Source organism: Burkholderia sp. S-53 (genome assembly GCF_025560745.1).
Classification (GTDB): Bacteria; Pseudomonadota; Gammaproteobacteria; order Burkholderiales; family Burkholderiaceae; genus Burkholderia; species Burkholderia pyrrocinia.
Genome location: NZ_CP090484.1, coordinates 1,490,301 through 1,510,995, shown reverse-complemented (window position 1 = coordinate 1,510,995; position 20,695 = coordinate 1,490,301). Strand labels below are relative to the sequence as shown.

The 20,695-nt window shown below is 68.0% G+C and carries 19 protein-coding genes; 4 read left to right on the top strand and 15 right to left on the bottom strand.

Annotated features, from left to right (window positions below):
- Positions 1-377 precede the first annotated feature (377 nt).
- Positions 378-1,214, top strand: a complete 837-nt coding sequence (locus LXM88_RS28850) for a bifunctional allantoicase/(S)-ureidoglycine aminohydrolase (RefSeq protein ID WP_262546583.1) — start codon at positions 378-380, stop codon at positions 1,212-1,214.
- A 235-nt stretch (positions 1,215-1,449) separates the two neighbouring features.
- On the opposite strand, the gene LXM88_RS28845 is transcribed toward LXM88_RS28850, so the two are convergent.
- Positions 1,450-1,794 (bottom strand): cytochrome c, encoded by a 345-nt coding sequence (locus LXM88_RS28845; protein WP_262546580.1) that lies wholly within the window; start codon positions 1,792-1,794, stop codon positions 1,450-1,452.
- 10 nt (positions 1,795-1,804) lie between these two features.
- A complete protein-coding gene (locus LXM88_RS28840) occupies positions 1,805-3,037 on the bottom strand; it encodes a molybdopterin-dependent oxidoreductase (protein WP_262546579.1) in 1,233 nt (410 codons plus the stop codon).
- 559 nt (positions 3,038-3,596) lie between these two features.
- On the opposite strand from LXM88_RS28840, the gene LXM88_RS28835 reads away from it, so the two are divergent.
- Both LXM88_RS28835 and LXM88_RS28830 read left to right on the top strand, forming a co-directional pair.
- Complete coding sequence (locus LXM88_RS28835) at positions 3,597-5,714, top strand: penicillin-binding protein 1A (protein WP_262546577.1); 2,118 nt, start codon at positions 3,597-3,599, stop codon at positions 5,712-5,714.
- 8 nt (positions 5,715-5,722) lie between these two features.
- Positions 5,723-6,334 carry a trimeric intracellular cation channel family protein gene (locus LXM88_RS28830; RefSeq protein ID WP_262546576.1) on the top strand — a complete coding sequence of 204 codons (612 nt, stop codon included), beginning with the start codon at positions 5,723-5,725 and terminating at the stop codon, positions 6,332-6,334.
- A gap of 21 nt (positions 6,335-6,355) precedes the next feature.
- On the opposite strand, the gene LXM88_RS28825 is transcribed toward LXM88_RS28830, so the two are convergent.
- The 10 genes from LXM88_RS28825 to LXM88_RS28780 all read right to left on the bottom strand — a co-directional run bounded on the left by LXM88_RS28825 (position 6,356) and on the right by LXM88_RS28780 (position 16,127).
- Entirely contained in the window at positions 6,356-6,739 is a 384-nt protein-coding gene (locus LXM88_RS28825; protein ID WP_262546574.1) for a VOC family protein, read from the bottom strand.
- Between the two features lie 105 nt (positions 6,740-6,844).
- Positions 6,845-7,669, bottom strand: coding sequence for a heme ABC transporter ATP-binding protein (locus LXM88_RS28820; protein ID WP_262546572.1), 825 nt, complete (start codon positions 7,667-7,669; stop codon positions 6,845-6,847).
- A 213-nt stretch (positions 7,670-7,882) separates the two neighbouring features.
- Complete coding sequence (locus LXM88_RS28815; RefSeq protein WP_262546571.1) at positions 7,883-8,968, bottom strand: FecCD family ABC transporter permease; 1,086 nt, start codon at positions 8,966-8,968, stop codon at positions 7,883-7,885.
- Between the two features lie 15 nt (positions 8,969-8,983).
- On the bottom strand, positions 8,984-9,901 hold the full coding sequence (locus LXM88_RS28810; RefSeq protein WP_262546569.1) for a heme/hemin ABC transporter substrate-binding protein: 918 nt from the start codon (positions 9,899-9,901) through the stop codon (positions 8,984-8,986).
- Positions 9,898-10,989 (bottom strand): hemin-degrading factor, encoded by a 1,092-nt coding sequence (locus LXM88_RS28805; protein WP_262546568.1) that lies wholly within the window; start codon positions 10,987-10,989, stop codon positions 9,898-9,900. Before LXM88_RS28805 ends, LXM88_RS28810 begins: the two co-directional genes overlap by 4 nt.
- Positions 10,990-11,038: 49 nt before the next feature.
- Complete coding sequence (locus LXM88_RS28800; RefSeq protein WP_262546566.1) at positions 11,039-13,309, bottom strand: TonB-dependent hemoglobin/transferrin/lactoferrin family receptor; 2,271 nt, start codon at positions 13,307-13,309, stop codon at positions 11,039-11,041.
- Between the two features lie 245 nt (positions 13,310-13,554).
- Positions 13,555-13,782, bottom strand: coding sequence for a hypothetical protein (locus tag LXM88_RS28795; RefSeq protein ID WP_262546564.1), 228 nt, complete (start codon positions 13,780-13,782; stop codon positions 13,555-13,557).
- Positions 13,783-13,992: 210 nt separating this feature from the next.
- Positions 13,993-14,376 carry a DUF6232 family protein gene (locus LXM88_RS28790; protein WP_262546563.1) on the bottom strand — a complete coding sequence of 128 codons (384 nt, stop codon included), beginning with the start codon at positions 14,374-14,376 and terminating at the stop codon, positions 13,993-13,995.
- 124 nt (positions 14,377-14,500) lie between these two features.
- On the bottom strand, positions 14,501-14,761 hold the full coding sequence (locus LXM88_RS28785) for a DUF2866 domain-containing protein (RefSeq protein ID WP_011548992.1): 261 nt from the start codon (positions 14,759-14,761) through the stop codon (positions 14,501-14,503).
- Between the two features lie 205 nt (positions 14,762-14,966).
- The gene (locus LXM88_RS28780) at positions 14,967-16,127 is read right to left on the bottom strand and encodes a porin (RefSeq protein ID WP_262546561.1); all 1,161 of its coding nucleotides are present in this window, start codon (positions 16,125-16,127) and stop codon (positions 14,967-14,969) included.
- 307 nt (positions 16,128-16,434) lie between these two features.
- On the opposite strand from LXM88_RS28780, the gene LXM88_RS28775 reads away from it, so the two are divergent.
- Positions 16,435-17,241: a MetQ/NlpA family ABC transporter substrate-binding protein gene (locus LXM88_RS28775; RefSeq protein ID WP_262546559.1), complete on the top strand. Its 807-nt coding sequence runs from the start codon at positions 16,435-16,437 to the stop codon at positions 17,239-17,241.
- Between the two features lie 144 nt (positions 17,242-17,385).
- Here the strand turns inward: LXM88_RS28775 and LXM88_RS28770 are convergent, their stop codons facing one another.
- The 3 genes from LXM88_RS28770 to LXM88_RS28760 form a co-directional block, all read right to left on the bottom strand.
- Entirely contained in the window at positions 17,386-18,501 is a 1,116-nt protein-coding gene (locus LXM88_RS28770) for a succinylglutamate desuccinylase/aspartoacylase family protein (protein ID WP_262546557.1), read from the bottom strand.
- A gap of 225 nt (positions 18,502-18,726) precedes the next feature.
- The gene (locus LXM88_RS28765) at positions 18,727-19,509 is read right to left on the bottom strand and encodes an ABC transporter substrate-binding protein (RefSeq protein ID WP_262546555.1); all 783 of its coding nucleotides are present in this window, start codon (positions 19,507-19,509) and stop codon (positions 18,727-18,729) included.
- Between the two features lie 225 nt (positions 19,510-19,734).
- Positions 19,735-20,655: a LysR substrate-binding domain-containing protein gene (locus LXM88_RS28760; protein ID WP_262546552.1), complete on the bottom strand. Its 921-nt coding sequence runs from the start codon at positions 20,653-20,655 to the stop codon at positions 19,735-19,737.
- Positions 20,656-20,695 lie beyond the last annotated feature (40 nt).

Sequence of the window (20,695 nt, the reverse complement as noted above, 5' to 3'; positions counted from 1 at the left end):
CTCCGCGTATCGCGGGCGTCGGCGGGTAGTGGGAAATCGAATGGATACCATCGCAACATTTAATTGGTCGATTGCGAACGACTTCGCTATCGTCAACGACGCCCGCGTACGGAATCGAACCGAGCCGTCCGCCGCGTCTCGCCTCGCAGCATGATCGCGAGCGCCGCGGCCCGGCCGCCGGACCCACCAGCATGGGTCGCCGCGTCCGATCAACCGGACGGATCCGTCGCGAAGCCTGGCCGACCGAACGAAGGCGCATGCGCTTTCAAGCCACCCCGGCAACGATGTCCCGCCGCCGCATGCGTGCCCCACGCGCAGGCGTGCCGCCCGATGCCGTTGGCGCCCGGGGCCGGACCAACCCATTGCCTGGATGCAATATGTCTAAGACAACGTATTACGCGCCGCATGGCGGCCACCCGCCGCAGACCGATCTGCTGACCGATCGGGCGATGTTCACCGAGGCGTACGCGGTGATCCCGAAGGGTGTGATGCGCGACATCGTCACGAGCTGGCTGCCGTTCTGGACGAACACGCGCCTGTGGGTGATCGCCCGCCCGCTGTCGGGTTTCGCCGAAACCTTCTCGCAGTACATCGTCGAAGTGAATCCGGGCGGCGGCAGCGACAAACCGGAGCAGGACAAGAACGCCGAAGCCGTGCTGTTCGTCGTCGAAGGCGAAGCCGAGCTGACGCTGCAGGGCACGAAGCACGTGCTGAAGCCGGGCGGCTATGCATTCATTCCGCCGGGCGCGGACTGGACGCTGCACAACGTCAGCGATGCCGCGGTGCGGTTCCACTGGGTCCGCAAGCACTACCAGGCCGTCGACGGCATTCCGCTTCCCGAAGCGTTCGTGACCAACGAGCAGGACGTCGAGCCGACCCCGATGCCGGGCACCAACGGCGCGTGGGTGACGACGCGCTTCGTCGACATGAGCGACATGCGCCACGACATGCACGTGAACATCGTCACGTTCGAGCCGGGCGGCGTGATTCCGTTCGCCGAAACGCACGTGATGGAGCACGGCCTGTACGTGCTCGAAGGCAAGGCCGTCTATCGCCTGAACCAGGACTGGGTCGAGGTGGAAGCGGGCGACTTCATGTGGCTGCGCGCGTTCTGCCCGCAGGCGTGCTATTCGGGTGGCCCCGGCCGCTTCCGCTACCTGCTGTACAAGGATGTGAACCGTCACATGAACCTGACGCTGAACCCCGCGCGCTAAGCGCCGCGCCAGCAGTCGAATGCGAAAGCCCGCCGGTGCATGCCGGCGGGCTTTGATGAGCACGTCAGCCTGACCGAGGCAGCCCGATTCAGCGTACGCTGATCGGGCTGTTTCGTTTCCGGGAGATCATCACGGGCACTGTGACGTCGATCGGAATCGATCCAGGCAAGCACGGCTTCTTTCTGCATGCGCAGGATCGTCACGGTTACGCGCGTGCGACGCCTGTTGCGATACGTCACGGCTTCCCGTTGATCGCGGTCAGATATCGCGCGAGGTCGTCGATCGCGTCGGGCGGCAACGGCGCGCCATAGACCGCGCGCATCTTGACGACCTCCGCTTTCCACTCCTGGAACGACAGCGGCGGTTGTCGGGTCACCATGTCGACCGAATGGCAGATCAGGCAATGCAGGTTCGCGAGATCGGCGCCCGGGCCGGGCGGAAACTTCTGCGTATCGCCGGGCAACGCGACCTCGACCGTTCCGGTCGGCGCGGCGCGCGCCGTCTTGCCCGTTTCCGCCATCGCTGCGCTTCCCGCGCAGGTCGCCGCTGCGAGCAGGATCGCGGCACACGTCTTCATCATGATCGGCTCCTCACGCGACGACTACATGCGTCGTTTCGACCACGTTGCGCATGTAGCCGGCCGGGTTCCAGTTCGGCGTGTCCGGCTGCTCGACGCCGCCGTCGTTGATCGCCTTGACCTGCAACACGGCCTGTCCGGCGCGGTGCGGCGTGAACTGCGCTTCCCAGCGGCGCAAGCTGTACTTGCCGTAGTCCTTCCCGAGGCGCGCCGTCGCCCAGGACGCGCCGCCATCATGCGAGAACAGCACCTTGCGCACGCCCGTGTCGCCGCCGAACGCGATGCCCCGGACCGTCTGCGGCCGGTCCAGCGCGATCACGGCGCCGTCGTCGAGGTTGGTGATGAACGATCGCGGCACCATCCGGCTGATCGGCACGGTCTTGACGCCGGCCTGCCCGGGCTGAATGCTCGCGTGCGGCGTGTCGGGAATCTGATAGGCCTTCGCCATCCAGAAATTGTCGTCGCGCCGGTCGATGACCTCGATGTCGTTCAGCATCTTCACCCAGTACGTCGAATACCAGCCCGGCACGACGAGGCGCAGCGGGAAGCCGTTGAGCAGCGGCAGCGGCTGCCCGTTCATCCCGAACGCGACGATCACCTCGCCGTCCCGCGCGCGGTCGACGTCGAGCGCCTTGATGAAGGCCGGCGTGGCGGGCAGCACGCCCTTGTCCAGGCCGTTGAAGCGGACCTGCACCGCGCCCGCCTTCACGCCCGCCCGATCGAGGATGTCCTTGAGCCGCACGCCGGTCCAGCGCGCGTTGCCCATTGCACCGTTGCCCCATTCGCCGCCGGCGACGCGCGGCTTGAAGAAGCCGCGCGAATTGCCGGCGCACTGATTGACGGCGGCGACTTCGACGCGCGGAAAGCCGCTCATGAGGTCGCGCAGGCTCAGTTCGAGCGGGCGGTCCACGAGCCCGTGCACGGCGAGCCGGAACGCGCCGGCGTCGATCCGCGCCGGGATGTCGGCGAGGTGCCAGCGCACGAAGAACCGGTCGTTCGGCGTGAACACGCCGTCATCGAACACGGAGAAAGGCGTTTCGAGCAGCGGGGGGCGGACGCGCACCAGCAGCATTTCGCCTTTTTGCGGAAAGTCGTGGGTCAGCTCGCGCAGCCCGTTCTCGAACGGCAGCGTGACCGCGTCGGCCGCGCATGCGCGGCGATGCCAGCTTGCGCCGACGGCCAGCAGGCCGCCAGCGGCGGCGGCCTGCATCAGGTGACGGCGCTGTGGATCATGTGGGTCTGCCATGACGACTCCCTCGTTTGCCGATCGGTCTGCCGAACCCGCGATCGCGCGCGGCTGCCGAAACGCCGGATCACGCGCGGCCGATGAGCCGAGATTTCATAATAGGCGCAATCCGGCGCGATATCGGGCCGGATGGGGTTCACGCGTGGAAGCGGTGCAGCAACGGCCGCCGGGCCTCGCTCGCGCCGCGCATTCCCGCTCGGGTTTCCCCGCGCTTCGCTCGTCGCTTCCCGTCGGCGGCGACGTGCCCTGAACGACTTCCCTGCTTCCCTTCATCCCCGCGGCCGCAAGATCCGGTCGGGCACCCGTCACGTGATCGCCTGCGGCATGCCAGCCGATCGGTTGGCGCGACCTGTATCACCGCGCGCGACGTTGATCAGGCACGCGCCCGACGCGAGACACGTGAACGGCCCGGCGCGCTTTCCTAAATAAAATTTAGCCGGCCAAACTTTGGCTAAAGAATGTTCCGGTTTCGCGCCATCCCTTCGACAATGCGCGCCTTCCGTGACCGGTCGGCGCCTCTTGCGCACCGGCGGTCGCGGCATCGAAGAAGGAGCCCGACATGACCGACCACACCGCATCCCCTCCGCCGCAACCCGCGCCGCCGCGCCGCCGACGCGTGTGGCGCACGCTCGCGGGCGCGCTGCTCGGCCTGACGCTCGCGTGCGCGGGCATCGGCGCATGGACGATCCAGCGCATCTGGACGCAGTTGCCGTCCGTCGAGGACCTGGCCGTCTATCGTCCCGCGCTGCCGCTGCGGATCTTCTCGCGCGACGGCGACTTGCTGGCCGAATACGGCGTCGAGCGGCGCGAGTTCGTGCCGCTCGAACGCATTCCGCCGCTGATGCGGCACGCGCTGCTCGCCGCGGAGGACGCGAAGTTCTACCAGCACGGCGCGGTCGATGTCGGCGGCCTCGCGCGCGCGACGTTCGCGAACGTCGTGACGGGGCAGCCGGGGCAGGGCGGCAGCACGATCACGATGCAGGTCGCGCGCAACTTCTACCTGACGCGCGACAAGGTGCTGAGCCGCAAGCTCGCCGAGATCCTGATGGCCGCCAAGCTCGAACGCGAGTACAGCAAGGACAAGCTGCTCGAGCTGTACATGAACGAGATCTACCTGGGCGAGCGAGCGTACGGTTTCGCGGCCGCCGCGAACGTGTACTTCGGCAAGCCGCTCGACGCGCTGAGCGCGGGCGAGGCAGCCGTGCTCGCGGGGCTGCCGAAGGCGCCGTCCGCGTTCAACCCGGTCGTCAATCCGGCGCGCGCGACCGCGCGGCGCAACTATGTGCTCGGCCGGATGCATGCGCTCGGCCAGCTCGACGACGCGACGTACCGCGCGGCCGTCGACGCGCCGATCGCGCTGGCGACCACGCCGCCGCCCGGGATCGTCGCCGCGCCGTACGTCGCCGAGCGCGCGCGCCGCATGATGGTCGAGCGTTTTCACGACGACGCCTATACGCTCGGCCTCGACGTGACGACGACGGTCTCGATGCGCGACCAGCGCGCGGCCGAAGCCGCGCTCGAGCGCACGCTGAGCCGGCAGCCACGCGCGAAGCGCGATGCGCGCAACGGGCTCGAAGGCGCGCTCGTGTCGCTCGATGCGGCCACCGGCGACATGCTCGCGCTCGTCGGCGGCGCGGATTTCAACCGCAACGTGTTCGACCATGCGCTGCAGGCGTACCGCCAGCCGGGCTCGAGCTTCAAGCCGTTCGTCTATTCGGCGGCGCTGGAGAAGGGTTACTTCCCGGGCGTGCTCGTCGACGATACGCAGCGCACGCTTACCCGCGAGGAAACCGGCGCGCGGCCGTGGCGTCCGCGCAATTTCGGCAACCGCTACGAGGGTTTCATCCCGGTGCGGCGCGGGCTCGTGCGCTCGAAGAACCTGGTCGCGGTCAGCCTGATGCAGGCCACCGACGCGCGCTACGTGCAGCAGCACGCGGTGCACTTCGGCTTCGACGCGCAGCGCAATCCGGCATCGCTGCCGCTCGCGCTCGGCGCTGGCGCGGTGACGCCGCTCGAGCTCGCGAGCGCGTACGGCGTGTTCGCGAACGGCGGGACGCGAATGGAGCCGCGCCTGATCCTGTCGGTGAAGCAGCGTCACGGCGGCGCGATGTACGAGGCGACCGCGCCGGCAGGCGAGCGCGTCGTGTCGGCGCGCAACGCGTTCGTGATGGACAGCATGCTGCGAGACGTCGTGCGGGCCGGCACCGCGCGCGGCGCGCTCGCGCTGCGCCGCGACGACGCGGCCGGCAAGACGGGCACGTCGAACGGCTCGAAGGACGTATGGTTCGCCGGCTACTCGTCGGGCATCGTCGCGGTCGCGTGGCTCGGTTACGACACGCCGCGCCCGATGGGGCGCGCGACCGGCGCAACGCTGGCGCTGCCGGTCTGGCTCGACTACATGAAGACGGCCGTCGACGGGCGCACGCCGGTCGATGCTTCGCCGCCGCAGGACGTCGCGCTGGTCGACGGCGACTTCGTCTACGCCGAATACACGCGCGGCTCGTGCACGGCCGACGTGCCGCCGTACATCCGCAGCCGTTTTGCATGCGGCGGCGCGGCGGTGCAGGACGCGGCGGACGCGCCTGCCGGCAACGGCAAGCCCGACGCGCCGATGCCCGCCGCGGTCGATGCGGCCGAGCGCGAACGCGTGCTCGACCTGTTCCGGACCGACGACTGACGCGCGCCATGCATACGCTCTATCTGATTGCGATCGTCGCGGAAGCGATGTCGGGGGCGCTGATGGGCATGCGCCGCGGGATGGACCGCTTCGGGCTCGCGCTCGTCGGCGCGGTGACGGCGCTCGGCGGCGGCACCGTGCGCGACGTGCTGCTCGGCCACTACCCGCTCGGCTGGATCGCGCATCCCGAATACCTCGTGATCACGCTCGTCGCGGCGACCGTCGCATCGTGGGTCGCCAGGCATGTCGCGCGGATGAAGACGCTGTTCGTCACCGTCGACGCGATCGGCCTCGCGGCATTCACGATCATCGGCTGCGACATCGGCGCGTCGACCGGCACGGCGCCGATCATCGTCGTGCTGGCCGGCGCGATCACGGGCGTGTGCGGCGGAATGCTGCGCGACCTGCTGTGCAACGAGATGCCGCTGATCCTGCGCGAGGAGCTGTACGCGAGCGTCGCGTTCGTCACGGGCACGCTGTATGTCGGGCTCCAGCATCTCGGTATCGATGCGGGTTTCGCGACGGTAGTTGCGCTGGCGGCCGGATTCTCGATGCGGATGCTGGCCGTGCGGCTCGGGTGGAAGATGCGGACTTTCGGCGCGGCGGATGTCGAGCATTGAACGCGACCCGCGCGCCGACATTCAGTCCGGCTGCATGACCTGAAAGACATTGCCCTCCGGATCGAGGCCGTCAACCATCCGGTACGCGAAGCCGTCGTAGCGCTTGAGATCGCGCACGGTCACACCATCGCGGGCGAGCCGGTCGCGATGCGCGTCGATATCGGCGTCGATGGAGAAGACGAGCTTCACGGTGCTGGCGTCGGCATTCTCGAGCGCGGACGAGGCTGCCCGGCGAAACGCCGGGCCTGCCAGATGCAGCGCAAGTTCGACCGCGCCCGCGTCGAGCACGACCCATTCACCGTCGATTTCCTCGATGACGGGCAGGTCGAAATACCGTTGGTAGAACGCCTTCAGCAACGCGACGTCGCGGACGTACAGGATGATGCGGGTCATCGGAAGCGGCATGTAGATCTCCTCGAAGGCGATGAGCGAATGATGTCGGATGAAAGTCGCTGTTGACGGCAGGGCAGGACATCGAGCGACACGACGACCGTGCCGTACGCGTCTGCGTTACGCCGGCACCATCACCGGCGGCGTACCGTCGCCGGTGTCCACCATCTTCACCGCGAATCCGTAGCACTGCGCGATATGCGCGGGCGTCATCACGTCGCGCGGCGTGCCGTGCGCGACGATCGTGCCGTCGGCGAGCATCGCGATCGTATCCGCGTGCCGTGCGGCGAGGTTCGGATCGTGGACGATCGCGAGGACGCCGAGCCGCCATTCGCGTGCGACCGCGCGCACGGTATCGAGCAGGCGGTGCTGATGCGCGAGATCGAGCGCGGCGGTCGGTTCGTCGAGCAGCAGGTAGCGCGGGCCGCTTGCGATACCGTCGTCATCGTCCGGCCACAGCTGCGCGAGCACGCGCGCAAACTGCACGCGTGCGAGTTCACCGCCCGACAGCGTCGTGACATCGCGGCCGACGAGCGTGTCGGCGCCCGCGCGTTCGAGCGCGCGCCACGCGATGTCGCGATCGCGGTGCGACGTCGCGCCGCTGCGCCGCGCATGCGGATAGCGGCCGAGCAACACGATTTCGTCGACGCTGAACGGGAAGGCCGGTTGCGCGGCCTGCGGCAGCACCGCGCGCAGGCACGCAAGCCTTGGCGCGTCGATGCGCGCGAGCGGTTCGCCGTTCAGCGTGATGTCGCCGGTCACGCGCACGCCGTTCGGCGCGATGCTGCCGGTCAGCTCGCCGGCGAAAGTCTTCAGCAGCGTGCTCTTGCCTGTGCCGTTGCGGCCGAGCAGCGCGGTCACGCGGCCGGGCTCGATCGACAGCGACAGGTCGCGAAGGATGGCGTTGTGTCGGCGCGCGACGTCGAGATGGTGGGCGGTCAGCATGGTCGTCGTGAAGGAAGGGTTAGGGCCTGTTCCCGCTAATAACGGGCTTGCGAACGTACCTTTTCGCCCGCAGGGCAAGGAGAGAGGAGGCGCAATAGCCGTAGCCATTGCAACGACGAACGTCGCCGCAATGCGGGCGAGAAGGCACGTTCCGCTGATCGGAAAAAATCATTCGTGGGGCCAGCGCACGCCCGTCATTAGCGGGAACAGGCACTAGCCGAGCGCGCCGCGGCTTTTCCACAGCAGCGCGAGGAAGAACGGCGCGCCGAGCAGCGCGGTCAGCACGCCGAGCGGGATTTCGGCGGGCGCGGCGATCGTGCGCGCGGCGAGATCGGCGGCGAGCGTCAGCAACGCGCCGAGCAGCGCGGCGCCGGGCAGCACGACGCGCTGGTCGGGGCCGCACGCGAGCCGCACGCAATGCGGCGCGACGAGCCCGATGAAGCCGATGATGCCCGCGCACGACACGAGCGCGCCGACCGCGAGCGCGACCGCGACGAGCACGCGCCGCTTCAGCCGCTGCACCGGCACGCCGAGATGCAGCGCCTCGGTTTCGCCGAGCTGCAGCGCGTTCAGTGCATCGCGTTCGCGTGCGAGCAGCATGCAGCCGATCGCGACGCACGGCGCAACGGCCGCCAGCGCGGACCACTGCGCGCCGCCGAGGCTGCCGAGGCTCCAGAAGGTCAGCGAGCGCAACTGCGCGTCGTCGGCGACGAACGTGAGCAGCCCGATCGCCGCGCCGACCAGCGCGTTGATCGCGATGCCCGCGAGCAGCAGCAGCGGCAGCGCGAGCCGGCCGCGCGATGCGGCGAGCCGGTAGACGAGCGCCGCGACCGCGAGCGCGCCCGCGAAGGCGGCGACGGGCAATGCGGCCGCGCTCACGTGCGCGGCAAAGAGCGCGGGGCCGAGCACGATTATCGTCGTCGCGCCGAGTGCGGCGCCGCTCGACACGCCGACGAGCCCCGGATCGGCGAGCGGATTGCGGAACAGCGCCTGCATCGCGGCGCCGGTCGCGCCGAAGCCGCCGCCGACCAGCAGCGCGAGCGCGACACGCGGCGCGCGGATGTCGAGCAGCACCGCGCGTGCCTGCTGCGCGGTTGCGTCGCCGGTCAGCGCGGCCCATGCCTCCGCGAGCGGAATGCGGTACGCGCCGACGCATAGCGCGACGACGGACATCGTGCACACGAGGCACGCGAGCGCGGCCAGCGCGAACGGTGCGAAGCGGCGCGACGTGCCGACGCGGGCGGCGCCGGAGCGCGATGCCGGCGACGGCGCGGGGAAAGGCGAAGCGTGAGCGGGCATCGGGACAGTCCGGAATCAGGCGAGCGCATCCGACAGGCGTCGGTGCAGGGTCGTGACGGCGAGCGGCAGGCGCGGGCCGAACCCGAGCAGGAACAGCGCGTCGAGCGACACGACGCGCTGCGCGCGGCCGGCCGGCGTCGCGCCGAAGCCGGGCGTCGCGAGCAGCGCGGCGCGGCCGCCGACGGCCGCGAGCCCTTCGTCGGAGATCAGCACGACGTCGGGCGCGGCGGCCGCGAGCGCCTCGGTCGTCAGCGGCTTGTAGTGGTCGAAGCCCTGCATCGCGTTGCGTGCGCCCGCGTAGCGGATCATCGCGTCGGCGGCCGTGCGCTGGCCGGCGACGAGTGCCTGGTTGCCGGTATGGTTCAGCACGAACAGCACGCGCGGCGGTTGCGCACCGCCGGGCGCGCGCGCGGCGACCGCGTCACGCGCGGCCTGCCAGTCGCGATCGAAGCGCTGCAGCAGCGCGGTGCCTGCGTCGCGCACATCGAGCGCCTGCGCGACGCCGGTGATCTTCGCGCGCACCGATTCGACATCATGGCGTTCGTCGAACGTCGTCACCGCGACGCCGGCGCCTTTCACCTGCGCGATCGCAGCGGGCGGGCCGGCTTCCGCGGATGCGAGCACGAGATCGGGCCGCAGCGACAGCAGCCCCTCGGCCGACAGCGCGCGCTGGTAGCCGACTTTCGGCAGGCGCTTTGCGGCGTCCGGGTAGGTGCACGTCGTGTCGGCGCCGACGAGCCGGTAGCGGGGCGTCTCGGCGCCGCCGAGCGCGAACGCGGTTTCCGCGAGCGCGCCGCCGATCACGACCACGCGTTTCGGCGCGGCCTGCGCAGCTTGCGCGAGCACGCTGCCCGGCAGCGCGCCTGCGAGCGCGCCGGCTGCCGCGCCCGCCAGCACTGCGCGGCGCCGCGGATCGAACGACCGCGCGCTCACCGCGCGCCCCCGCGTGCGGCCGGCGGCAGCGTCGCGACGAGCGCGCGCCAGTCGTCGCGTTCGACCTTGCCGGGCTTGCGCTCGCCGAACAGCAGCGCGACGTGGTCGCCCTGCCGGTCGAACAGCTCGAGCGACGTGACGATGCCGTCGCTCGTCGGCTTCTTCACGACCCATGCGGCGGCGATCAGGTCCTCGCGCACGTGCAGGTTGAAGCCCGGGTCGAGCACGTTGATCCAGGCGCCGACCTCGCGCACGTTCGCGACGGGGCCCGTATGGATCTGGATCATTCCCGCATTGCCGACGAACACCATGATCGGCTGGCCGCTCTGCGCGGCCCGTTCGAGCACGTGGCGCAGCGCATGCGCGGTTTCGACCGGATACGCGTATTGCGGATCGGCGAGGCGCAGCGCCTGCATGCGGCTCACGCCGAAGCGCTGCGTGATGCCGAAGAACTGATGCGTATCGGTCATCGCATTCCACGCGGCACGGAAGCCTGCGACGTCGATCTCGGTGTCGGCGCGTTCGGGTGTCTTCGGCGCGGCGGGCGCGACGTCGAGGCCCGGCTCCTGCGACGGCGCGCGCCAGCGTTCGACGAACGCGTCGTACGCGGCGTGGTCGCTGTGCGCACGCAGGTAGACCTTGTGGATCGCGTGGCCCTGCGCGTCGAAGAACTGCAGGCTCTTCAGCGGGCCGTGCGCGGTCTCGTCGCGCACCGCGAACGCCGACACCCAGTGACGATAGAAGATCCGCAGGTCGATGTCGCCGAGTGCGAGGCCGACGGGGCCGTCATGGCTCATCTGCGCATATTCGCCGTCCTTTTCGTGGACGGCCGTGTCGTTGCGCGTGAGCGCCATCACGCGGCCGAGGCGCGGCATTTCCTCGAACATCGCCGGAAAGCGCGCGTCGAGGCGCACGACGTGCTCGCCGACGAACGCGGCGAGCGCCTCGCCTTCGCTGACGCCGAGCGCCTGCGCGACGTCGCGGTTGCGCAACTGGCGCTCGGTCTTGAGCTTGATGAACGCGTCGCGCAATGCGGCGGCCGCACGGGCCGGGCCGGCCGGTTGACCGGGAAGGGCGGATTGCATCATGTCGGACTCCTTCAAGAAACGGTTGGGGTGGTAGCGCGGGGGGCGCGCATCAGAAATCCACTTTCATGCTGACGGCGACCGTGCGACCGGACGACGTATACGCATCGAGCACCTGCGAATCGGCCGCGATGCCGCGCACGTCCGACCAGTTCCAGTACTTGCGGTCGAACAGGTTGCGGATGCCGATCGTTGCGCTCACATGTTTGTTGAAGCGGTAGCCGCCGCGCAGGTCGACGACGAACGACGACGGCGGCGCGAAGCACGCCTTGTTCGAACAGTCGGACTTGTCGATGTCCTTGTCGCGTTTCGCGGCCTGGAACAGCAGGTCGGTCTGCACGAACCAGCGCTCGCCCGGCTCGTAGCGCACGCCGAACACGGCGGAGAACGGGTTGACCGTGTTGAGCGGCTGGCTGGCCGCGCCGTTGTTCTGCGTCGAGCCCTTCGTGAACGCCATCGCCGTCTTCAGCGTGATGCCGTTCGGCATCGCCCATTCGGCGCGGCCTTCGAGGCCGTGGATGCGTGCGTCGGCGAAGTTCACGTACTGGAACACGAACGGGTCGGCCGGCCGGCCGCTGCCGGCGATCGTCGTGCGCGAGATGAAGTTGCGGTAGCGACCCGTGAATGCGGCCGCGCTGTAGCGCACGACGCCGTAGCCCGTGCCGGCCTTGCCGCGCAGGCCGGCTTCGAACGTGTCGCTCGTCTCGGGCTTCAGGTTCGGATTGCCGATCGACGTGTAGCCGTACACCGGGTTCGAGAAGCTGCTGTTCACCTGGTCGGGGGTCGGCGCGCGGAAGCCGTGCGCGTACTGCACGTACGGAATCAGCGCGGGCGTGATCTCGTAGAGCACCGAGATGCGCGGCGACAGTTCGTTCGCGCTCGTCGACACGGCCTTGCCGGTGAACAGCGGATCGTTCCCGGTCGGGCTCAGCCGGTACGTGTCGAAGCGCAGGCCGGGCGTGACGAGCAGGCGGCCGTAGCCGATCTGGTCTTGCACGAATGCGCCGAACAGCGTGTAGTCGGTGTCGGGGAACGCCTTGTTCGGGAACGCTTCGCCGACGCCCGGCACCGTGCCGTCGCGCAGGTTCGTCACACGCGACAGGCTGCCGTCGACGCCATAGAGCAGCTTGTGCGCGAGCGGGCCGGTCGCGAAGCCGCTTTCGGCAAACGCGGAGCCGCCGAACGTGCGTTCCTTGTACTGGTTGTCGCGCGAGCGCGATTTCAGCGGCGCGCCGCGCGTCTCGAACGCGTACTGGTCCTGCTTCGCGTCCTGGTAGTAGAACTGCACGTGCGCGGTCTGGAACCAGCGGAACGTGTCGTCGCGGAAGTCGTAGTCGACGCTGAAGCGGTTGCGCTCGAGCCGGTCGTTCGTCGTGAGGCCGAGCGTGGCCGGCGGATTGATCGCGGACAGCACGTCGGTGCTCACGCGCCGCTGCACCGTTTCGGCCGTGAACTTGATCGTGTCGCGCGTGGTGGGCGTCAGCACGAGCTTGCCGAGCAGCGATTCGGAATAGACGTCCTGCGGATTCGACGTCGTGCGCAGCGTGCTCGCCGAGTTGTTGCTGCCGCGCGTGTCGACCTCGTGGCCGCGCCGACCGTCGGCGATGATCATCCCCTGCACGCGGTCGTTGCCGCCCGCGGCCGACACGGTCGCGCCGATGCTGCGATCGGCCGAGTCGTAGCTCGGCCGGAACGAGAAGTAATAGGGCTTGTCGTAGATCGACAGCAGGTCGCGCGGATCCTTCGTGATGAAGTTCACCGCGCCGGTCAGGCCGTCGCTGCCGTAGAGCGCGGAGGCCGGCCCGCGCAGGATCTCGATGCGCTTGAGCGTGTCGAGATCGGCGTAGTCGCCGCGGCCTGCTTCGAGCGGACCGAACGAGAACGCGTTCGGCAGGCGGATGCCGTCTTCCATCAGCAGCACGCGATTGCCTTCGAGGCCGCGGATGTTGATGCTCGAATCGCCGTCGCGGCCGCCGCCGAGCGCGGCGCTGCCGGGCCGGTACGCGGTGCGGCGCACCGTGATGCCCGGCTCGTAGCGCAATGCATCCTTGATGTTGGTGGCCTGCTGTTCCTCGAGATCCTCGTCGGTGATCACCGACACCGACGCCGCCGTGCGGCTCGCAGCGGTGGCGGTGCGGGTGGCCGTGACGGTGACGGGGTCGAGCAGCGCCGCACGGCCGCGCGTGGACGCGGCGACGATGGCGGCAGGAGGCGGAGTGGCGCCTTGCGGCGACGAATCGGCGTGAGCCGGGGCGGCGGACAGGCCGAACGCGCCGAACAGCGCGGCGCAGATTGGCCGCCGCGCCAGCGGATAGCAATGCACAGGTGGTCTCCCATTGACGAAAACAAGCCCGAAGGCTGGCTGGGTGACGCGTTCACCTGGCTGGCCCGTCCGCGCACGACAGGCGGCGAACGGAGAATTGAAAGGCAACTGATAACTTTACCAGTGTAAATGAGAATTATTATCAATACAAGGATGAGGCGCGGCCCGTGTGGGTGAGCGCTCACCTGCGCGGCTCGGGCGAGCCACGGCGGGAAATTCGCGAGAAGCGTGTCGGCGCGCGAGCGCTACGCGAGCGCTTCGATGCGGATCAGCAGGTTACGGGCATGCGCGATGAACGCATCGTGCGTCGCGCGATCGCTGTGGCTTTCGAGGCCCGCCTGCTCGGCGAACGCGATCTGTTCAGTGTAGAGGTCGACGAGCGCGCGGCGTTCGTCAAGGGGAAGCGCGCGGATCATCGATACGAGCAGCAGTTCCTGCGCGCGAAGCGTGCCGGACAGCAATTGAACGTTCATGCCGACCTCCTCGGACGATGCGGCGGCGGGCCGCTCTTTCCATACTAGGCGGTCGGCGTACGCAGCGCAGGCGCGGGGCTCGCGATGATGACGCGGGAAGCGGATTCGGTGAAGGTGCGTCGGCCTGACGTAGCGGTGCGCCGCGCGAGCCGAAACGCGCTGCGCGCATCCGCAGACCGCGAACCGAAGCGTGCAGGGATCCGAACGGAATCAGCCGGCAGCCGTCGCGGCCTGTGCATCGCGCACGACCTGCGCGACGCGTTCGACGAACGCGGCGTCGACGCTCGACAGCGCTTCGCGCTTGCCGTCGGGCATCTCGACCATCAGGCGATACGTGACGTCCTGCGTGGCCCACGAGAGGTAACCGACGACGACGAGCATCACGCCGACGACGAGTGCGGCGCTCGATGCGCCGACGCCGCCTGCGATGGCGGCGGCCGCGCCGATCAGCGAGATCAGCGACGGAACGAGGCGGTTCTTCGGAATCTTGACGACGTCGACGTGGCGGATGTCACGCAGTGCGAATACCTGCCCGGCGGCGGACAGGCCGTTGCGCGTGATCATGACGCCGCGTTCGTTGAATGCGTTTTCCATCGTGTGGTGCGTGGACGAAAACGCGCAGCGTAGCAGGTTTCGTTGCCGCGTCAAACGAGACCGACTGCCGCACGATGCGTGCGGGGCGGCCTGAATACGGGAAGCGGGTGAAGCAGGGAGGCGTTCAGAACTGCAGCCGGCCGTCGCCGTAAAGCCGGCCCGGCACGTGCGATGCGACGACCTCGGCGATCTCTTCGTCGGTCGATTCGGCCGGCACGATCTGGCGCCGCGCGGGCGCGTCGAGATGCATCGTCCATTCGACGAGCCGGTACGGGCGGCCCCACGGGCGCTGCATTTCCACCGATACGCGGCAGCTCTGGACCGGCAGCGAGTGTTGGCACGTCAGAATCGCGTGCAGATGGCTGAAAACGGTATCTTCGATCATCATGGCCTCCGATCCTGTCTTGTGGGCAATCGATGGCGGTGCCGTCGGTATTAAAAAAAAAGCCGCCGATGCTCAGGCGGCCAACAGGGGGGGTGAGAGCATCCTCTCAGCCCAGAATTAAGCGAAACTTAAAAGCACATAAAAAAGCGCCCCGCGTGGAGCGGGGCGCTTCTTGCCGTCGTGATCCGCGAGTTAAGCGGATGCTTTAGAACTTGTGACGGATACCGACGCGAGCGGCGAGCTGGTTCGACGAACCGTTGCCCGACGTGTTGAAGTAGCTCGTGCTCGAACCGATCTGCGCCTGCACGTTGTTGCCCGACGCCTTCTGGTAGACGACCAGGCCGTACACGTCCGTACGCTTGCTGAGCGCGTAGTCGAGGCCCAGGTTGCCCTGGTTCCAGTGCGCCGAGCTGCCGCTTTGCGTGGCATTCGTGTACGTGTAGCCGGCTGCTGCCGACAGGGCCGGCGTGATCGCATACTTCACGCCTGCTTCATACGCGTTGTAGAACGTGCCCGACGCGCCGTTCGCGATCGGGGTGAACTGCGTGCGCGTCCAGAGCAGCCATGCCGTTGCCGGGCCGAACACGTAGCGGCCACCGACGCCGTACGTGCGCAGATCGCGGATGTTGGTCAGCGCGAGGTTCGCGATCGACGTCGAGAATGCCGGCGTCGACTGGCTCGGGAAGCGGATGTCCGTGTAGGCAGCGCCGAGCGAGAACGGGCCGTTCGCGTAGTTCAGGCCGAAGCTGTATGCGCGCGACGAGCCTGCCGTCGTCGTCGTGCCCGTCGTCGTGGCCGGTGCGCCAGCGAAGTCGGTCGAGTTCGAGAAGCCGTACAACGCGCCGAACGTGAAGCCGGCGTAGTTCGCGCTCTGGAACTTCACCGAGTTGTTGATGCGGCTCGACGTGAGCTGGTCGATGTCGTTCACGTGGTACGCGTAGTTACCCGCGACCGTGTTGCCGCCCGTCGAGTAGTTCGAGCCGAGGATGTCGGTCGAGAACGAGTACTGACGGCCGAACGTGACCGTGCCGTATTGCGACTGGCTCAGGCCGACGTAAGCCTGGCGACCGAAGATCGCGCCGCCCTGGCCGATCGTGCCGTTGCCGCTGTTGAAGCCGTTTTCGAGCACGAAGATCGCCTTCAGGCCGCCACCGAGGTCTTCGGTGCCGCGCAGGCCCCAACGGCTGCCCTGGGCAACGCCGTCGTCGTACTTGAACAGCTTGCTCGAGCCGCCGGTGGCGGTCTTGCTGTGGTTCACGTAGCTGATACCGGCATCGATGACGCCGTACAGGGTCACGCTGCTTTGTGCATGTGCGGTGCCGGCCGTTGCTGCGAGAGCGGCGATGGTCAACAGTTTCTTGTTCAAAGGATTCTCCGAGCGAATAAAAGGCGTGTCCAGTTGCGGTTCAGGCGCTCTCTCTGGGCGCTTTCACGTACCGGCGGCAACTTTATCGGCGGGCCACGTAATGAATATGACAGCGACTGTCATATGACGAATATGTGGTGCCAATGCGACACTGGATTCTGCCCGGTTGCGCTATCGGGGGTTATACCGAATTCGGCTGAGATTCGATCGGGATCAGGAATATGCACATGAAATAAGCTTGGTTGGTGCTGTTCGGGCCCCGTGCCACGATCCGTGCTTCAACAACGACACGGGACAAGAGGACACCATGCGACGTTCGATCCTGACCGGCCTCGGCGCGCTCGCCGCGGCGCTGGCATTCGCGGCGCCCGGCGCGCACGCCGACCCGCAAACGCTGAAGATCGGCACGATGAGCGGCCCCGACGCGCAGATCTGGACCGAAGTGACGAAAGTGGCCGCGCGCGAAGGGCTCGCGATCAAGGTCATCGAATTCAACGACTACGTGCAGCCGAACGCGGCGCTCGATTCGGGCGACCTCGACGCGAACGGCTTCCAGCACCAGCCGTTCCTCGACAGCCAGATCAAGCAGCGCGGCTACAGGATCGTCAACGTCGGGCTGACCTATACGGCGCCGATGGGCTTCTACTCGAACAAGATCAAGTCGCTGAAGGACTTGCCGGCGGGCGCGAAGGTCGGGATCCAGAACGATCCGTCGAACGGCAACCGCGCGCTCCTGCTGCTGCAGAAATACGGGGTGATCAAGCTGAAACCGGGCGCCGGCACGAACGGCGTGAACGCGACGCCGCTCGACGTCGCCGAGAATCCGAAGAAGATCAGGATCGTCGAACTGGACGCCGCGCAGTTGCCGCGCGCGCTGCCCGATGTCGATGCCGCGTCGATCAACACCGACTACGCGGTGAAGGCGGGGCTCACGCCGGTGAAGGATGCGATCGCGATCGAGGATCTGCGCGGGCCGTACGCGAACCTGATCGCGGTGCGTGCGCAGGACAAGGACAAGCCGTGGGTGAAGAAGCTCGTCGCGGCCTATGAATCGGACGACGTGCGCAAGTTCATCGACCAGAAGTTCGGCGGCGCGATCGTGCCGGCGTTCTGAACGTTCACGCGTGTCGCCGCCCGGCCGGATCGCCGGGCATATCGGAAAGCAAATCGCCCGCGCAAGCGGGCGATTTCGTTGATGCGTGTCGATGCACGTCGATGCATGCCGATGCGCGCCGTTACCCGGCGCGCGGGCCGGCGCTCAGGCCGACAGCAGCGAACCCGTGCGGATCGCGGTCGCGCCGGCAATCCGCGCGACCTCCATGCCGGCCGTCGCGAAGCGCACGATCTGGCGCGCGTACAGCACGCCCGACACGCTGCTCTTCAGCGTGACGACACGATCGGTCAGCGGATCGACGATGTCGGCCACTTCCTGGCCGGCCTCGATCATCGCGCCGACCGGCGTGCGGAACACGATCACGCCCGACACCGGCGCGACGAGCGGATCGGTGCCCGCGAGCGGCGTGGCCGGGTGCGCGAGCGGCGGCAGCGGCGCCGGCGTGCCGTCGACGACGCCGCGCTCGGTCAGGTATTCGACGATCGCCTGCGCGTCCTTTTCGGCGAACTCGTACGACACGTCGCGTTCGCTGCGCAGTTCCACCGTGACGGAAATCGCGCCGTTCGGGATCGGGAAGCGGTCGCCGAAGCGGTTGCGCAGGTCCGACCAGCAGAAGCTGTGGATCTCGTCGAACGGGTTGCCGACCGAATTCAGCGCGAGCAGCGACGCCTGCGCGTCGAGGTAGCGCGACAGCGGCTCGACGTCCGGCCACAGATCGGGATTCGTATAGAGGTGCATCACCGCATCGCTGTCGCAATGCAGGTCGAGCACGATATCGGCGTCGAACGACAGCTTCTGCAGCGCGAGGCGCTGCGAGTCGAGCTCGGTGCGCGGCTTCTGCTCGTCGAGCGCTTCGCGCATCGCGGCGCGCACGGCGACGAGGTTGCGCTGCGCGTCGTTCGTGAGCCGGCTTTCGACGCGCGGCAGCACGAGTGCCGCGAGATCGTAGAAATTGCGGTTGAAGTTCTGCATCGAGCCGAGCTCGAAGCGGCCGAGATGATCGCCGAACACGTGTTGCGACAGGCCGATCGGGTTCGGCACGGGCACGATGACCACTTCGCCGCGCAGCTTGCCGGCCGTCTCGAGCGCGGCGATCTTGCGGCGCAGCAGCGTGGCGACCAGCATGCCGGGCAGTTCGTCCGCGTGCAGCGACGACTGGATGTAGACCTTCTTGCCGCCGCGCGGGCCGTAGTGGAAGCTCGTGATCTGGCGTTCGGTGCCGACGGCGGGGGAAATCAGCGGATGGGTCTGCGTTTGCATGATGAGGGGAGTGCGGCGCAGCCGCGAATGATCCGGTGTGCGTGGAAGATCGATTGTACGTTGCCTGCGTCGCCGCCATCAAACCGGTACCGGAGCACGCAGTTTCTCCTTGAGAATCATCGGGTTGGCGTGGAAAAAATAACGTCTCGGGCGCCGCGCGCAAAAAAAACGGGCTCCTTGCGGAGCCCGTTTGCGTCGCAGCGAATTGCTCGCTGGCTTGCCGTATTACTTGCCGTAGACGTCGAAATCGAAGTACTTCTTCGCGATCTTGTCGTACGTGCCGTCCTTGCGCATGCCGGCGATCGCGCCGTCGATCTTCGCCTTCAGGTCGGCGTCTTCCTTGCGCAGGCCGATGCCGGCGCCGTTGCCGAGCGTCTTCGGATCGTCGATATCCTTGCCGGCGAAATCGAAGCCCGCACCGCGCGGCGTCTTCAGGAAGCCGATCTCGGCCTGCACCGCGTCCTGCAGCGCGCCGTCCAGGCGGCCCGCGATCAGGTCGGCATAGACCTGGTCCTGGTTCTGGTACGGGACGACCTTCACGTCCTTCGCCGCCCAGTAGGTCTTCGCGTAGGTTTCCTGGATCGTGCCCTGCTCGACGCCGATCGACTTGCCCTTCAGCGATTCGGCCGTCGGCAGCAGGCCCGCGCCCTTCTTCGCGACGAGGCGCGTCGGCGTGTTGAACAGCTTCGCCGAGAACGCGATCTGTTCCTGACGCGCCGGCGTCATCGACATCGACGACAGCACGCCGTCGAACTTGCGGGCCTTCAGCGCCGGGATCATCCCGTCGAAGTCGTTTTCGATCCACACGCACTTCGCGTTCATGCGGCGGCAGATTTCGTTGCCGAGGTCGACGTCGAAGCCGACTACCTTGCCGTCAGGGCCTTTCGATTCGAAAGGCGGGTAGCTTGCGTCGACGCCAAACCGCACGGTCGTCCAGTCCTTCGCGTATGCGCTGCCGGCCGATACGGCGAGCAGGGCCACGGTCACAGCCGCAAGAATCTTTTTCACTCGGTGACTCCTCGTTTTGTTCGATGGGTGCGCGGTTGTGCCGCGCCGTAAGCCTTCGGTCCGGCACGGCTTCGCGCCGGACTGTCCGTTTCGCCCGCCCGATGCGGGCGCGCGACGTGCGGAGATTATCAAGACAAAATACCGGCAGGGCGCCTAGGACAAGCCCCGATACCGGGCCCGGCGGCGGCGCGTCGGGTGCGCCGCCGTTTCAGACACAGGAACGATTCAGCCGAGCGTTTCGTTGACCGCCCGCTGCAGGCACGTGACGAATTGCGAAACGGCGGGCGTGGGCAGCAGGTCGCGTCGCGCGATGATCGACAGGTCGAAGCGCGGCATGCTTTCGTCGAGTTCGGCCGTGCGGATGCCGAGCGGCGCGACCATCGCGGCGAGCGGGCGCGTGAAGCAGCCGATCACGTCCGAGCGTGCGACGAGCCCGAGCGTCACCGCGAACGACATCGGCGATCTCAGCAGGCGTTTCGGCAGCGGCAGCCCGCGCGCCTCGAACATCCCGACCATCACGCTGTGCGGAAACTGTTCGGCGCCGACGGTGACGATCCACTCGGCGTCGAGCAGTTCCTCTAAACGGCGTGCATGCGCGAGCGGGTGGCCTTCGCGCATCACGACGGTGAATTCGGTGGACAGCAGCGGCGATTGCGTGAAGTCGCGATCGAGCGCGGGCACATGGTGCATCGCAGCGATGTCGAGCGTGCCGTTGCGCAACTGCGCGAGCGCGTCGGGCACCGTCACTTCCTCGAGATGCAGGCTGACGTTCGGCATCGACCGGCGGAACGCCGTCACCGCGTGCGGCAGCGCTGTCAGCGCGATCGACGGCATCGTGCCGACCGCGACGCGCCCCGACATCTCGCCTTTCACCTGCTCGACGGCCTCGACCGTGCGGCGGATGTCGCCGAGCAACTGCTCGGCGCGCGGCAGTAGCGCATGGCCGCAGGCGGTCAGTTCGACGCCGCGCACGCTGCGCGCGAGCAGCTCCGCGTTGAGCGCCGTTTCGAGTTCGCGGATCGTGTGCGTGATCGCGGGCTGCGTGACGCCGAGTTCGCGCGCGGCGGCGCGCAGGCTCTTGTGATGCGCGGCGGACACGAACGCCTGGAGCTGCGCGATGTTCAGGGGATTGCGGATGCGGGTCATCGGTCGGGTCCGGTTGGCGCGAATGGGTGGCTTGGGCGGG

What these genes read in the sequence shown, in the direction of transcription:
- LXM88_RS28785 (WP_011548992.1), bottom strand. Translation starts at nt 14,761, where the DNA reads ATGATCGAAGATACCGTTTTCAGCCATCTGCACGCGATTCTGACGTGC.
- LXM88_RS28825 (WP_262546574.1), bottom strand. Translation starts at nt 6,739, where the DNA reads ATGCCGCTTCCGATGACCCGCATCATCCTGTACGTCCGCGACGTCGCG.
- LXM88_RS28815 (WP_262546571.1), bottom strand. Translation starts at nt 8,968, where the DNA reads ATGCCCGCTCACGCTTCGCCTTTCCCCGCGCCGTCGCCGGCATCGCGC.
- LXM88_RS28760 (WP_262546552.1), bottom strand. Translation starts at nt 20,655, where the DNA reads ATGACCCGCATCCGCAATCCCCTGAACATCGCGCAGCTCCAGGCGTTC.
- LXM88_RS28770 (WP_262546557.1), bottom strand. Translation starts at nt 18,501, where the DNA reads ATGCAAACGCAGACCCATCCGCTGATTTCCCCCGCCGTCGGCACCGAA.
- LXM88_RS28840 (WP_262546579.1), bottom strand. Translation starts at nt 3,037, where the DNA reads ATGGCAGACCCACATGATCCACAGCGCCGTCACCTGATGCAGGCCGCC.
- LXM88_RS28775 (WP_262546559.1), top strand. Translation starts at nt 16,435, where the DNA reads ATGCGACGTTCGATCCTGACCGGCCTCGGCGCGCTCGCCGCGGCGCTG.
- LXM88_RS28820 (WP_262546572.1), bottom strand. Translation starts at nt 7,669, where the DNA reads ATGCTGACCGCCCACCATCTCGACGTCGCGCGCCGACACAACGCCATC.
- LXM88_RS28805 (WP_262546568.1), bottom strand. Translation starts at nt 10,989, where the DNA reads ATGATGCAATCCGCCCTTCCCGGTCAACCGGCCGGCCCGGCCCGTGCG.
- LXM88_RS28845 (WP_262546580.1), bottom strand. Translation starts at nt 1,794, where the DNA reads ATGATGAAGACGTGTGCCGCGATCCTGCTCGCAGCGGCGACCTGCGCG.
- LXM88_RS28790 (WP_262546563.1), bottom strand. Translation starts at nt 14,376, where the DNA reads ATGGAAAACGCATTCAACGAACGCGGCGTCATGATCACGCGCAACGGC.
- LXM88_RS28850 (WP_262546583.1), top strand. Translation starts at nt 378, where the DNA reads ATGTCTAAGACAACGTATTACGCGCCGCATGGCGGCCACCCGCCGCAG.
- LXM88_RS28835 (WP_262546577.1), top strand. Translation starts at nt 3,597, where the DNA reads ATGACCGACCACACCGCATCCCCTCCGCCGCAACCCGCGCCGCCGCGC.
- LXM88_RS28795 (WP_262546564.1), bottom strand. Translation starts at nt 13,782, where the DNA reads ATGAACGTTCAATTGCTGTCCGGCACGCTTCGCGCGCAGGAACTGCTG.
- LXM88_RS28830 (WP_262546576.1), top strand. Translation starts at nt 5,723, where the DNA reads ATGCATACGCTCTATCTGATTGCGATCGTCGCGGAAGCGATGTCGGGG.